This is a genomic window from Flavobacterium difficile (assembly GCF_011392115.1).
In the GTDB taxonomy this organism is placed as follows: Bacteria; Bacteroidota; Bacteroidia; order Flavobacteriales; family Flavobacteriaceae; genus Flavobacterium; species Flavobacterium difficile.
In genome coordinates this window covers 195,695-209,633 of record NZ_JAAJBT010000004.1, presented here as the reverse complement: position 1 = coordinate 209,633, position 13,939 = coordinate 195,695, and the positions used below count along the sequence as shown (strand labels likewise).

Genomic DNA, 13,939 nt, shown 5'->3' with positions numbered 1-13,939 from the left:
ATTCGTAGTTTTACAGCACAAAAATAGACTATTAAAACGATTTATGGAAATTAATTTATTCAGCGATACGGTTACCAAACCTACTCAAGAAATGTTGCAGTTTATGTTCAATGCTAGAGTGGGAGATGATGTGTTTAAACAAGATCCAACTGTAAATGAATTAGAAGAAACTTTAGCCGATTTATTTGGTAAAGAAGCGGCTTTGTTTTTTCCATCAGGTACAATGGCGAATCAAACCGCTATAAAATTACATACGAATCCTGGCGACGAATTAATTTGTGATAAATGGGGACATGTTTTTCTATATGAAGCAGGTGGAGTAGCCTTTAATAGTGGCGTTTCATGTAATTTGATTGACGGAAATCGTGGGATGATTACAGCTGAACAAGTAGAAAAAGCAATTAACGATCCAGAATTCTATCATGCACCAATGACAAAGTTGGTATGTGTAGAAAACACAACCAATAAAGGTGGTGGCGCTTGTTATGAAATTGAAGATTTAAGAAAAATAAAAGAAGTTTGTACCAAACATAATTTAAAATACCATCTAGACGGTGCCCGAATTTGGAATGCATTAGTAGCCAAAAAACAACATCCAAAAGTATATGGAGAATTGTTTGATACCATTTCAGTTTGTTTGTCTAAAGGGTTAGGCGCTCCTGTTGGTTCCGTTTTAATTGGTTCAAAAGAAGATATGAAACGCGCCCTTCGCATTCGAAAAATATTTGGTGGCGGCATGCGTCAAGCTGGATATTTAGCGGCAGCAGGAATGTACGCATTACAAAATAATATTTCTCGTTTAGAAGAAGATCATAAAAAAGCAAAAGAATTAGGAGTCATTTTAGCGACTTTACCTTTCATTTATAAAGTAGAACCCATAGAGACAAACATTGTGATTTTTACATTGAAATCTGATGTGAGTGAAACGCAGTTTATCGATAAATTGAAAGAGAAAAACATCAACATTAGCAACATGGGAAGCGGTAAACTTCGCATGGTTACTCACCTAGATTACAAGCAAGTCATGCACGATTATGTGATGGAAACTTTAAGTAAAATTAGTTTTTGATTAAATAAATATATAGGCACATAGTTTTTAACGATTTCTATGTGCTTATCTGTTTATTTTAAATCTCAATTTCCAAAGCAAAGCAACTTTTTCCTTCTTTAGTAATTAAGAATTGATTTTCAGTATGATGAATTTCAATGGCATCGTTAAAATTCAATTCTTGTAAGTAATTTAAATTTAGTGCTTTGATTGTGTTACTTAAGACTGTTTCTACATTTGTAACATCTAAACACCATTCTAAATATTTCACATTATTAGCGTGATTTACGATGTCAATATCAGATAAAAGAATGTTTCTTTCGTTTTTAAACGTAAATGCTTCCGGAATATTGATTTTCTGAATAGGATTTGAAATACTATCAGTATCAAATTTTTCGAAATGATTGTGTGGCAAAGCCAAAATATCAGGTCTTCTGGTTTTGGTATTAATCACAACCCAAAAAGTTTCACAACCTACAATTTTTTCGTCATTTAAGTACATTTCTAAACAACGGATAGAACGTGAGTTTTCTAAGGTTTTAATCCAAGTTTTAATGGTGATAACATCTTTCCATTTTGGCACTTTCGTGATTTCAATTCGCATTCTGCTTAACACCCAAGCTTGATGATGTTGTTGCATGTCTAAATAACTAATGCCACCTAAATCGGCGTGCATTCCGGCTACAATTTGAAATAAATTACAAATTTCCGTATGTTTTAAAAACCCTGTTGGATAGCAATGTTGAAAACCAATTTCGAAATTGTGTTGGAAAATAGAGGTGAAGTCTGAAGAAATGGGCATAGTTATAATTTAATTCCTAATGAAACATTAAAGGAGTTACTGTTATCAAAATAATTTTCAAATTCAGGAGTAGTTTTTACATTTAGGATAAATTTATTATAACTTAAATTCATAAAAAAAGTCAAACTGTTGTCTATTTTATAATTGAAATTTGTACCAAACCCATATAATTTCCCAAATTGAACACCTAAATTTTTTTCAAAACCACTTTGTCTAACTTCTACACCACCGTATTTAATTTCGGGTTCAATAGAAAAATGATTATTTAATTTCATGTTATAATTTAAATATACATTAGCAGTATTTAAATTTGAACTTCCAACATTACCACCAATTGCTGTATCTATGGCTTTCAGTCTTGTTTTATCAAATAAGCCTCCAATATTGAAATTAAAAACTTGCAACGCATTTAGTTTTAAAAAAAAACCATAATTGTCGTTTTTATGGCCTTTTGACAAATAGTTATCTCCAAAAAAATTGTTATAACTTGCTCCTAAACTAAAATGAGGATTGAATTTTACAATTTTCTCTTTTTTATCTTGCCCAAAAGAAACAAAAGTAATTAATAGAATTCCAAAAAATAGTGCCCTCATAGTTAGTAATTTATGGTGTAGTTTATTGAATCAGAATCATTAATAATAATATTTTCATCCGTAACAGTTGTAACGTTTGTAGAGTAGTTAATTTTGGTGTATCTGACTATAAGAGTTTGATTCTTTTTGACCAACTTATTAAGTTGAAAGTTTTCATAATATTCAGTTTCAGGAGTAGTATTTATTATAATATTTTCTTTAGCTACAATTCCAATATATTCTATTTTACTTATTTCAGTATTAGCGCTTTGTTGGTTTAATATAATATTTAGTTTGGTAAGATTTTGTTTTTCAAAAATCTTCATAGTTGGTGCATCAAACTGAAAGTTCAAAAAATTATCCATGTTAAATTGGGTAATTTTTTGAGAATTGTATGTCATATCGTTTTCATTAGTTGTTATTTCGATATAATCAAAATTTGTCGGTTTAGAAAATACAAAAGTATAATTGCCGTTGGAATCAGTATTTCCAAAAGCGATTAAATTATTTTCATAGTTACTTCCAAACAACCCAGAATCTCCGTTTTTTATAATATTTACAGCAATTTTATGATTTGGAATGGGTACATTATTTTCGGTATTTAATTTTCCCTTAATAACTACTTTTTCTGTACCTAAATATTGTATTTCATTTTCACATGAAATAAATATTAAAACGAATAACAAGTATATTTTTCTCATAAAGTTTTATTTTGAGATGTAAAAATAAGAGTTAGGTTGCGTGGTATTGTGTTAAATTTTCGATAACTTTTATAATTTCTTTTCTATCTCTTTGAAAATCAAACCAAGTAGCATTTTCGGTGCGTTTAAACCAAGTCATTTGTCGCTTCGCAAATCGACGTGTGTTTTGTTTGATTTGTGCGATGGCGAATTCTAAAGTGGTTTTTCCTTCTAAATAATCAAATAATTCTCTGTAGCCTACAGTTTGTAAGGCATTTAGCGCTTTGTGAGGAAATAAATTTTCGACTTCATTTAATAATCCTTGTTCCAACATGATGTCTACACGCTGGTTAATTCTGTCATACATGATTTCTCTTTCCGCTTCTAATCCGATGACTATTGGAATAAAATCGCGCTTGTTTTTTCGTTTACCAATAAAGGAAGAATAGGGAAGTCCGGATCCTAAACACACTTCTACAAAACGTTTCATGCGTTGCGGATTTTGTAATGTTTGCGGATTTTCAGTTGTTAGTTTTTGATAATAGTCACTATCAAATTCTAGTAATTTTTCTTGTAGGAATTCGATACCCAATTCGTCAAATTTAGAATTGATTTCAGTTCGAACATTTTCATCAATATCTGGAAATTCATCAAATCCTTTTAAAACAGCATCAACATATAAACCCGAACCACCAACCATTATTTGAATGTTGTTTTTTGGGAATAATTCATCCAATTTCGATAGGGCTTCCAGCTCAAAATCACCCACAGAATATTTATCAAAAATCGATTTATTTTGAATAAAATGATGTGGAGCTGCAGCTAATTCTTCATCTGAAGGAACTGCCGTACCAATTGTCATTTCTTTATAAAATTGCCGACTATCGCAAGAGATAATTTCACAACCAAAATGTTGCGCCAAAGTAATGCTTAAGGATGTTTTTCCTATGGCTGTTGGTCCGATGATGGTTATTAGGTAATTTGGTTTCAAGTTTAAGGTTTCAAGTTTAAAAATTCGTAATTCAACATTTAGTCATCTTTTTCTAGCTTCCGACTTTCAATTTCCATCTTCAAGCTTATTACTCAAACTAAAACTTCATAATTCGCATCACTTTGTTTTTTCGGATGTATCCTTTTATAATATTGGTAGTGTCTCGGTTATTTTGCATTGGAATTAAAATGTTTTTCAATACCTCAACATTGGTAACTTGATAATTCAAATCGAAAAAACAATAGCCTTTGTATACGCCATTTTCAATAATTACGGCGCTGCGTTCTTCTATCGTTCGGCCTTTATCTACAACAATCATATTGTCATTTTCAAATTGTGCTTCGCTGATAAATTTCATAACTCGTGCATTGTAGGTTTCAGGATCTTCTGCTCCGATACAAGCGCCATTACACTCTTTTATTTTATGCTGAAAACAAGCCGATTTTGTTTCGTACAATCCGTTAATTTTCTGACACAATTCATGTGTAGCAGTAATTTTAAAAAGTAAGTTTTTACCTTCTTGCAAACTCACAAATGAAGTAATTTCTTTTTTTCTTCCGTCTGATTTTTCAATTTTTAAAGCTAGATAGCCATTTTCATCAAGATGAGAATACATCGCAAAATTGAAAATACTTTTACGTTGTGCTCGATTGTAAATGGGTTTGTTGATTTTAATTTCTTCCGATTCTTTTAGCAAGGCAATTAATTCGCTACCCGTTTCTTCAAAACTTACATCAAAAACATCTCTTTGAATTTTTTTACTTTTCGAATTCACACCTGTAAAATGTTGGTTGACTCTTTTTTTGATGTTTTTGCTTTTTCCGATATAAATTAAATCACCTTTTTCATTATGAATGTAATACACACCAGTTTTAGAAGGTAGTTTTTCTATGATATCTAATAATTTCGGAAGCATTCCTGCTTTTATTTCCGTTTTGATGTAATTTTTTACAATTTCTTTAGTCACATCTTTAGCCAATAACATTTTGAACAACTTTACCGTTGCCATAGCATCACCACTTGCACGATGTCTGTCGGCCATTGGAATTCCTAAAGAACGCACCAGTTTCCCTAAACTATACGAAGGTAAATCTGGAATAATTTTTTTGGATAACTCTACAGTGCAAAGTGTTGGTTTTTTGAAATCGTATCCTAATCTTCTGAATTCGGTTTGTAAAATTCGGTAATCGAAACTGGCGTTATGAGCAACCATAATCGTACCTTCAGTGATTTCAATGATACGTTTCGCTACTTCATAAAACTTAGGAGCACTTCTTAACATGGCACTATTAATACCAGTCAATTTTACTACAAAAGGTTGTATCGGTTTTTCAGGATTCACCAAACTAATAAATTGGTCTACCACTTCATGGCCATCAAATTTATAAATGGCAATTTCGGTAATACCTTCTTCGTTGTATTGTCCGCCTGTGGTTTCTATGTCGATAATCGTGTACAAATCAGTGTTCGGTGTTCAGTTTTAAGTATTCAGTTTGAAATATTTGGGACAACTTGTCCCGAATTTCGGGATTGAAAACTGCATTATTGATAATTTCTATTGCCAAAGATACTACTTCCAATTCGAACCATAGTACTTCCGCAGGAAATTGCGAGTTGATAATCGCCAGACATTCCCATTGACAAAGTTTGAAGTTGGGAGTTAGAAGTTTGAAGTTTATCAAAAATAGCTTTCAAATGGTTGAATTCTTTTTCAATTTGTGATTGATTATCAGTAAATGTTGCCATTCCCATTAAACCAACAATACGAATATTGTCATACTGAACTTGTTTCAGTATCTCAAAAATCTCATTCAATTCCTCTTCATTCAATCCGAATTTGGTTTCTTCTTCCGCGATATGAATTTGTAACAAACAGTCAATAATTCTATTGTGTTTTTTGGCTTGTTTGTTAATTTCTTGTAACAATTTCAAACTATCCACTCCATGAATTAAACTCACGTATTCCGCCATAAATTTGACTTTATTGGTTTGAACGTGACCAATCATATGCCATTCGATATCTTTTGGCATTTGTTCCCATTTTTCGGTCATTTCTTGGATTTTGTTTTCTCCAAAAATACGTTGCCCAGCATTGTAAGCTTCCATTAAATCAGAGACAGGTTTGGTTTTAGAAACCGCAACCAAAGTGACATGAGCTGGAAGTTGGGATTTTATTTCAGTAAGGTTTTCTTTAATTTTCACAGGATTCTTTTAACATCAATTCTACAAATTTATTTTTTTCATTATTTGGAATATAAAAACTAATTTTAGTTTCATAAATTTTTAAGTTAGTTTTAAAATTTGGTCCTTTAGAAATATTTTCAAATAAAATATTCTTTTTTCCCATATCACTTTGAAACAAATTCCCTAAAAACATATCATAACAACTACTTGAAGAACAATTATATGCAACAATATTATTTTTTAAGTCAATTGATATTATTGAAAAATCAGTTGATGTATTTTCATTCTTTAAATAAAGAATAAAAGTATCTTTATTTTCATATAAAACATCTTTATATAATTTATCATCAATTGATACATAATATTTTGCTTTATCTAAAATAGTAGCATTACCTATTAAATATTTTATAACTATTGGTTTGTAATAATACAAAGCAAATAATATTGCAATGCTTAATCCAAGTGATATTAATAATTTTTTCATGGTTAAATATTATGTTATGCTTTCAGCACGACAATATTGTTGTTAAGCTTACTGATTCTTACTTCGTAAATCCAAAATCCAAAATCGTAAATTATAATTCGTACACCACCAAACCACTTCTAAACTTAGGTTCAATATACGTTGATTTTGGAGGCATGATTAAATTGTTATCGGCAATGGTTTTAATTTCTGAAATGTTGGTAGGGTAGAGCATGAAACCTACTTCATATTCGCCTTCGTCAATTAAATCTTTAATTACAGAAATACTTTGTTTTCCTGGAATATAATCGATGCGTTCGTCGTTACGTAAATCTTCAATTCCTAGTAGTGGATTCAAAACGGTATCGTATAAAATTTGTGCATCTAAATTTTCTAAAACTGACGTTTCTTTCTGATTTTGCTTGTAGAATAACGCGTAAAAACTGCCATCTAAATACATACCAAATTCGAATTTATTTTGGGGTTTCCACAACTCTTGATCTTTGGTTTTGATGATGAAATTATCGGCTAATTTTTTTATAAAATCGTCTTTAGATAATCCATTCAAATCGCGGATAATTCTATTAAATTCATAAATTTTAACGTTACTTTCAGCAATTAAAAAACTCATGAAATAGTTTAAATTTTTGTTTCCTAAATGTTTATCTTGTTCAAATAATAATTCTGCAGAAGCAGATCTGTGATGTCCGTCTGCAATGTATAAATTCGGAATGTTTTCAAAATGTTCCTGTAACCAATCTATTTCCGATTGAGTGTCGATTTTCCATAGGGTGTGTTTTTCTTTATTTGGAGTTGCGAAAGCATAAATCGGCTCACTCTTTTTTCGTAAAGAAATAAACGTGTTAATCTCAACAGAATCTGGATAAGTTATTAGAACGGGTTCGGTATTAAAGCCGGTTTGATGTAAATAATCTTTGAACAATTCCACTCGATATTGTAAGGTATCTTCGTGTTTTTTAATGATATTTTGCTGATAATCTTCAACTGAAGTTCCTGCGATAATTCCAGTAAACGTCTGACTTTTTGCCTGAATTTCATATAAATAAAACACAGGTTGTTCTTCCGAAGTTAAAATGTTTTCGTTTTTAAAATCCTGATATTTGTGTAAAACTCCTTTAAAACGTTTGTCGATTGTGATTTTTTGGGCATTTGCATACGCCGGATGAATCACATGTAAAAACGAATACGGATTAAAATTCAACCAAGCTGCAAGCTCCGCTGAACTGTAATCGTCATACGTTCTACAAGTTACCAATGCGACTTTATCCGCTGTAGGGCGAACCGCTTTAAAAGGGATTATTTTGCTCATGTTTTGAGTTTACAGTTTACAGTCACAGTATTCAGTCACATTTTTAACTGAATACTGCGACTGCGACTAATTACTTAGAAAATTGCTTTGCAATTTTTTCTGCTTTTTTGCTTTCTGAATAGTCGTAGAACCCTTCACCAGATTTTACGCCTAATTTTCCTGCCATCACCATATTCACTAACAACGGACATGGAGCATATTTTGGATTTTTGAACCCATCGTACATTACGTTTAAGATAGATAAACAAACGTCAAGTCCGATAAAATCTGCTAATTGTAGTGGCCCCATTGGATGCGCCATTCCTAATTTCATAACTGTATCAATTTCAGAAACTCCAGCTACACCATTATATAATGTTTCGATAGATTCATTAATCATAGGCATTAAAATTCTGTTTGCTACGAAACCTGGATAATCGTTAACTTCAGTTGGCGTTTTTCCTAATTTTACAGATAAATCCATGATGATTTTCGTCACTTTATCAGATGTAGAATAGCCTCGGATGATTTCAACCAATTTCATAATCGGCACCGGATTCATAAAGTGCATTCCAATAACTCTTTCTGGATGAACCACTTGAGCGGCGATTTGAGTAATTGAGATAGAAGAAGTATTACTAGCTAAAATTACATTATGGTCGCAAATATCACTTAATTGCTTGAAGATATTCATTTTTAAACCTACGTTTTCAGTTGCTGCTTCTACCACTAAATCGCAACCCACTACACCATCTTTTACCTCTGTGTAAGTAATAATATTTGAAATAGTTTTGTGTTTGTCTTCTTCTGTAATACTTCCTTTTGCAACCATTCTGTCTAAGTTAGCGGCAATTGTTGCCATTCCTTTTTCTAATGATTTTTCAGAAATATCAATTAATTTTACTGTGAATCCTGCTTGTGCAAATGTATGAGCAATTCCATTACCCATTGTTCCTGATCCTATTACGGCAATTTGTTTCATTTAGTAAGCCCCTAAATCCCCGAAGGGGACTTTCCTACTAGGGGTAAGTAGGGTTTTAATTATTTATTATAAAATTTAGTTTCTTTTATCATTCCCCTTTGGGGATTAGGGGGCTTTTACTTCCCAATACAATCGATAATCTGATACGCAACTCTTAACGCTTCTGTTCCATCTTCTAAACTTACAATAGGAGTCGTATTGTTATTGATTGCATCTGCAAACGCTTCTAATTCATCTAAAATAGCGTTGTTTGGATTTACATTTGGATTATCGAAATAAATTTGTTTTTTCACACCTTCTGCATTTTGTAGAATCATATCGAAGTCACCCGGAGTTTCTGGGGCATCTTGCATACGAACCACTTCGCAAATTTTATCTAAATAATCTACAGAAATGTAAGCGTCTTTTTGGAAGAAACGGCTTTTACGCATGTTTTTCATGGAAATTCTACTTGCAGTAATATTTGCCACACAACCGTTTTCGAATTCTAATCGCGCATTCGTAATATCTGGTGAATCGGAAATAACTGCGACACTACTGGCATTAACCGATTTTACTTTCGATTTTACCACGCTTAAAATCGCATCAATATCGTGAATCATTAAATCTAAAACCACAGGAACATCTGTACCACGAGGATTGAATTCTGCCAATCGATGTGTTTCAATAAACATAGGTTTGTTGATTTTATCTTTCACAGCTGTAAAAGCTGGATTGAAACGTTCTACATGTCCAACTTGACCTTTTACGTTATATTTTTTAGCTAGCGCCACAATCTCTTCTGCTTCTTCAACCGTTGTTGCGATTGGTTTTTCGATGAAAATATGTTTGCCAGCTTCGATAACCATTTTGGCACATTCGAAATGTTGAATCGTAGGTGTAACTATATCTATTACATCAACTTCTGCAATCAGACTTGCTATAGAATCAAATTTTTTATAACCGAATTCGGCTGCGACTTTAGTAGCATTTTCTTCAAAAGGATCAAAAAAACCTACTAGTTCATATTTTTCAGATTGATTAAGTAATCGTAAATGTATTTTTCCTAGGTGACCCGCACCTAAAACTCCGACTTTTAACATAAAAATAAATTTCATCAAAAATAGTAATTAAATAATAAAAATTTCGATTTGCTTTTTGAAATTTTAAATCTAATTTTACATCAATAATTTACTACTACAATTGAAAGATACTAATAAACATCAAGGGCTTAGAAATCAGCTTGCAAAGCAATTACAGGAAAAAGGAATTACAGATAAAAACGTGTTAGAAGCTATTAAAAAAATCCCTCGACACTTATTTTTGAATTCTAGTTTCGAAGATTTTGCTTACCAAGACAAAGCCTTTCCAATTGGTGCAGGACAAACTATTTCACAACCTTATACAGTGGCTTTTCAAAGTGAATTATTACAAATTGAAAAAGATCATAAAGTTTTAGAAATAGGAACGGGAAGTGGCTATCAAACTGCGGTTTTAGTTACATTAGGTGCCAAAGTATTTACGATTGAAAGACAAAACGAATTGTTTAAAAAAACATCACGTTTGTTACCAACTTTAGGTTTCAGACCAAAATTATTTGTTTTTGGTGATGGATATATCGGTTTAGAAAAAGAAGCACCTTTTGACAGTATAATTGTAACAGCCGGTGCACCAATTATTCCGCAAGCTCTGTTATCACAATTGAAAATAGGAGGAAGGTTAGTAATTCCTGTTGGTGATGCTACACAAATAATGACTTTATTAGTTAGAAAAAATGAAACACAATTTGAAAAAACCGAATTTGGTGATTTTAGATTTGTACCGCTTTTAGAAAATAAAAATTAATCAATAAATTTAAATTTATGAAAAAACTGATTTTAGGATTCTTAGTTTTCAGTTCCTTATTAAATGCTCAAGAAAAACCAAAATTAGTGGTGGGTATAGTGGTAGATCAAATGAAAATGGAATATTTGTATCGTTTTGCTAATGATTTTTCTGACAATGGCTTTAAAAAATTAATGAACAAAGGGTTTACGTTTCATAACATGCATTATAATTATATGCCTACTTACACGGCTCCAGGTCATGCCGCAATTTTTACAGGTGCACTACCAAATGTAAATGGAATTATAGGAAATGAATGGTTTAATAAAGCCATTGGTAAAGAAATGTATTGTACAGATGATAATAATGTAACCACTTTGGTAGAAGGGACTGAATCTGAAGGTAAGATGTCGCCTAAAAATTTATTTAGTACTACCATTACAGATGAATTAAAGTTAGCAACTAATTTCAAAAGCAAAGTAATTGGAATTAGTATTAAAGATAGAGGTGCAATTTTACCCGCGGGGCATTTTGCTGATTGGGCATTTTGGTTCACCAAAACAGGAAATTTTATTTCAAGTTCATTTTACGGTCAGAAATTACCAGATTGGGCAACACAATTTAACGATGAAAAAAATTATTTAAAATACATTGAAAAAGGTTGGGATTTATTAAAACCTAAAGAAACATATAATGAAAGTTTAAACGATAATAATCCTTATGAAGGAAAGTTGTTTAAGAAAACACCTTTCTTTCCTTACGATATGAAGGAAATGTTTAATAATAATGATGCAGGAGTTTTAAGAACAACACCTTACGGTAACAATTTAGTGGCAGATTTTGCAAAAAAAGCTATTGAGAATGAACAAATGGGTGCAGATGAAATTACTGATTTTTTAACATTAAGTTTTTCTTCAACTGATTATGTAGGACATGTTTTAGGGCCACGTTCAATAGAATTACAAGATACTTATTTAAGATTAGACGAAACAATTGCTGATTTTTTAGCGTATTTAGATGCTAAAGTTGGTAAAGGAAATTATTTAGTTTTTTTAACTGCTGATCATGCAGGTGCGGAAAATGCTACTTATTTAAAAGATAATAAATATGAAGTAGAAAGTTTAAACTCTAAAAACTTACAACAAAGTATGATTGAGTTTTCTCAAAAAACTTTTGGTGAAAATGTTTTATTAGAATATTCTAACTACAATATTTTTATTGATAAGGAAAAAGTAAAACTAAAAGGCTTGGAATTGAATCAAGTAAAAAAACAATTTAAAACGTTTTTAATGACTCAAAATTTCATTAGTAATGTCTTTACAGAAGAAGAAGTTCAGTTTTCGAGTTCTAATAATCCATTACTTCAGATTATAGCAAATGGTTATGATCCGAAACAAAATGGGGAGTTAGTATTGCTATTCAAACCAGGATTTATGGAATATTCTTCAACAGGAACTACTCATGGTTCACCTTATTCTTATGATACTCATGTGCCTTGTTTGTTTTATGGTTGGAAAATCAAAAAAGGGGAATCTTTTAGTAAAAAAACCATCACACAAATTGCACCAACTTTGGCTCAGAAATTAAAAATTACCATGCCAAACGGAACAGATTCTGAAGTATTAGAAGAAATTTTAATCAAATAAAACCAAAAAAAAAGCACTGAATTTTCAGTGCTTTTTTTTAATCTATCTAAACGTATAGAATTAAAAAGTGTATGTAATTTACTATAGTTTAGAATTTTAAGTAGTAGGGTTTTGGTTTAAATTTCTATTTCAATTTGATTTTTTAGAATGTCTTCAAATGTTTCTCTTTCTCTTATTAAATGAGCGGCTCCATTTCTCCATAAAACTTCTGCAGGTTTCACTCTAGAATTATAATTAGAAGCCATTGAAAAACAATAGGCACCTGCGTTTTTAAATCTTAAAATGTCGCCTTCATGAATTTCAGATATTCTTCTATTTGAAGCAAATGTATCGGTTTCGCAAATGTATCCTACAACAGAGTAATATCGTTCCTTACCTTTTGGATTAGAAATGTTTTCGATATAATGTTCTGCACCATAAAGCATTGGTCGGATTAAATGATTAAAACCAGTGTCGACACCAGCAAAAACTGTTGAAGTAGTTTGTTTTACAACATTTACTTTAGCTAAAAACGAACCAGCTTCACTCACTAAAAATTTTCCTGGTTCAAATACTAAAGTTAAGTTTCTTCCGTATTCTTTTTCAAAAGCTAAAAATCTTTTACTTAATTTTTTTCCAAATTCCTCAATATCAGTTTCAATATCTCCTTTTTTGTAGGGTACTTTGAAACCACTTCCAAAATCTATAAAATCAAGTGTTTTAAATTGTTTTGCCGATTCAAATAAAATTTCTGCTGCATACAAAAACACTTCTATATCTAAAATATCAGAACCGGTATGCATGTGAATACCGTTTATATGCATTTTAGTATTTTCAACAATTCTTAATATATGAGGCAATTGATGAATAGAAATTCCGAATTTACTATCAATGTGTCCCACAGAAATATTGGCATTTCCGCCAGCCATAACATGCGGATTTACACGAATACAAACAGGAACTTTTGGATATTTTGTTCCAAATTGTTCTAAAACTGATAAATTGTCAATGTTAATTTGAACACCAAGTTCTGTAACTTTTTCAATTTCTTCAAAAGAAACGCCGTTAGGAGTATACATAATTTCATTTGGTTCAAATCCAGCATGTAAACCCAGTAATACTTCTTCAATTGAAACCGTGTCTAATCCGCTTCCTTCGTTTTTTAATAATTTCAATATGTTAACATTTGAAAGCGCTTTTACTGCGTAGTGAATTTTAAAGTTTTCTACCTTGCTAAACGCTTTTGTTAAACGTTGGTATTGTGCAATGATTTTGTCTGCATCATAAACATATAATGGACAACCGTAATTTTGTGCAACTTGTAGTAAGTCTGAATTTTGCATTTTGATTTTATTTTTTGCAAATGTATTTTGTAATTTGGTTAATTAGAAATAAAAACACAAATAAAAAATAAAAACAACATATTGTTATGATTATAACATTTTAAAGATAATATTCAGAAATATAAAAGTAAAAAGAA

At 31.1% G+C, this 13,939-nt stretch carries 14 protein-coding genes; 3 read left to right on the top strand and 11 right to left on the bottom strand.

What is annotated here, in order from left to right:
- The first annotated feature begins 43 nt into the window (after nucleotides 1–43).
- Nucleotides 44–1,069: a threonine aldolase family protein gene (locus G4D72_RS08595; RefSeq protein WP_166077263.1), complete on the top strand. Its 1,026-nt coding sequence runs from the start codon at nucleotides 44–46 to the stop codon at nucleotides 1,067–1,069.
- Between the two features lie 58 nt (nucleotides 1,070–1,127).
- On the opposite strand, the gene G4D72_RS08590 is transcribed toward G4D72_RS08595, so the two are convergent.
- From G4D72_RS08590 to G4D72_RS08545, 10 genes are all read right to left on the bottom strand, one after another.
- Nucleotides 1,128–1,850: an acyl-[acyl-carrier-protein] thioesterase gene (locus G4D72_RS08590; RefSeq protein WP_166077261.1), complete on the bottom strand. Its 723-nt coding sequence runs from the start codon at nucleotides 1,848–1,850 to the stop codon at nucleotides 1,128–1,130.
- Nucleotides 1,851–1,852: 2 nt separating this feature from the next.
- Nucleotides 1,853–2,443: a hypothetical protein gene (locus G4D72_RS08585; protein ID WP_166077260.1), complete on the bottom strand. Its 591-nt coding sequence runs from the start codon at nucleotides 2,441–2,443 to the stop codon at nucleotides 1,853–1,855.
- Nucleotides 2,444–2,445: 2 nt separating this feature from the next.
- Nucleotides 2,446–3,123, bottom strand: a complete 678-nt coding sequence (locus tag G4D72_RS08580; protein WP_166077259.1) for a peptidase associated/transthyretin-like domain-containing protein — start codon at nucleotides 3,121–3,123, stop codon at nucleotides 2,446–2,448.
- Nucleotides 3,124–3,154: 31 nt separating this feature from the next.
- Nucleotides 3,155–4,093 carry a tRNA (adenosine(37)-N6)-dimethylallyltransferase MiaA gene (gene miaA / locus G4D72_RS08575; protein ID WP_166077258.1) on the bottom strand — a complete coding sequence of 313 codons (939 nt, stop codon included), beginning with the start codon at nucleotides 4,091–4,093 and terminating at the stop codon, nucleotides 3,155–3,157.
- A gap of 97 nt (nucleotides 4,094–4,190) precedes the next feature.
- The gene (locus G4D72_RS08570) at nucleotides 4,191–5,552 is read right to left on the bottom strand and encodes an exonuclease domain-containing protein (protein ID WP_166077257.1); all 1,362 of its coding nucleotides are present in this window, start codon (nucleotides 5,550–5,552) and stop codon (nucleotides 4,191–4,193) included.
- A gap of 83 nt (nucleotides 5,553–5,635) precedes the next feature.
- A complete protein-coding gene (locus tag G4D72_RS08565) occupies nucleotides 5,636–6,295 on the bottom strand; it encodes a YggS family pyridoxal phosphate-dependent enzyme (protein WP_166077256.1) in 660 nt (219 codons plus the stop codon).
- Nucleotides 6,285–6,761, bottom strand: a complete 477-nt coding sequence (locus G4D72_RS08560) for a hypothetical protein (RefSeq protein ID WP_166077255.1) — start codon at nucleotides 6,759–6,761, stop codon at nucleotides 6,285–6,287. The genes G4D72_RS08565 and G4D72_RS08560 overlap by 11 nt, the downstream gene beginning before the upstream one ends.
- A 91-nt stretch (nucleotides 6,762–6,852) precedes the next feature.
- Nucleotides 6,853–8,070: a DUF1015 domain-containing protein gene (locus G4D72_RS08555; RefSeq protein ID WP_166077254.1), complete on the bottom strand. Its 1,218-nt coding sequence runs from the start codon at nucleotides 8,068–8,070 to the stop codon at nucleotides 6,853–6,855.
- Between the two features lie 70 nt (nucleotides 8,071–8,140).
- Nucleotides 8,141–9,031 carry a 3-hydroxyacyl-CoA dehydrogenase family protein gene (locus tag G4D72_RS08550; RefSeq protein WP_166077253.1) on the bottom strand — a complete coding sequence of 297 codons (891 nt, stop codon included), beginning with the start codon at nucleotides 9,029–9,031 and terminating at the stop codon, nucleotides 8,141–8,143.
- 116 nt (nucleotides 9,032–9,147) lie between these two features.
- Nucleotides 9,148–10,113, bottom strand: coding sequence for a Gfo/Idh/MocA family protein (locus G4D72_RS08545; RefSeq protein WP_166077252.1), 966 nt, complete (start codon nucleotides 10,111–10,113; stop codon nucleotides 9,148–9,150).
- Between the two features lie 100 nt (nucleotides 10,114–10,213).
- Between G4D72_RS08545 and G4D72_RS08540 the strand changes: the two genes are divergently transcribed.
- Nucleotides 10,214–10,855 carry a protein-L-isoaspartate(D-aspartate) O-methyltransferase gene (locus tag G4D72_RS08540; protein ID WP_166077251.1) on the top strand — a complete coding sequence of 214 codons (642 nt, stop codon included), beginning with the start codon at nucleotides 10,214–10,216 and terminating at the stop codon, nucleotides 10,853–10,855.
- A 17-nt stretch (nucleotides 10,856–10,872) separates the two neighbouring features.
- Nucleotides 10,873–12,480 carry an alkaline phosphatase PafA gene (gene pafA / locus G4D72_RS08535; RefSeq protein ID WP_166077250.1) on the top strand — a complete coding sequence of 536 codons (1,608 nt, stop codon included), beginning with the start codon at nucleotides 10,873–10,875 and terminating at the stop codon, nucleotides 12,478–12,480.
- A gap of 116 nt (nucleotides 12,481–12,596) precedes the next feature.
- On the opposite strand, the gene lysA is transcribed toward pafA, so the two are convergent.
- Complete coding sequence (lysA, locus tag G4D72_RS08530) at nucleotides 12,597–13,808, bottom strand: diaminopimelate decarboxylase (RefSeq protein WP_317165237.1); 1,212 nt, start codon at nucleotides 13,806–13,808, stop codon at nucleotides 12,597–12,599.
- Nucleotides 13,809–13,939 lie beyond the last annotated feature (131 nt).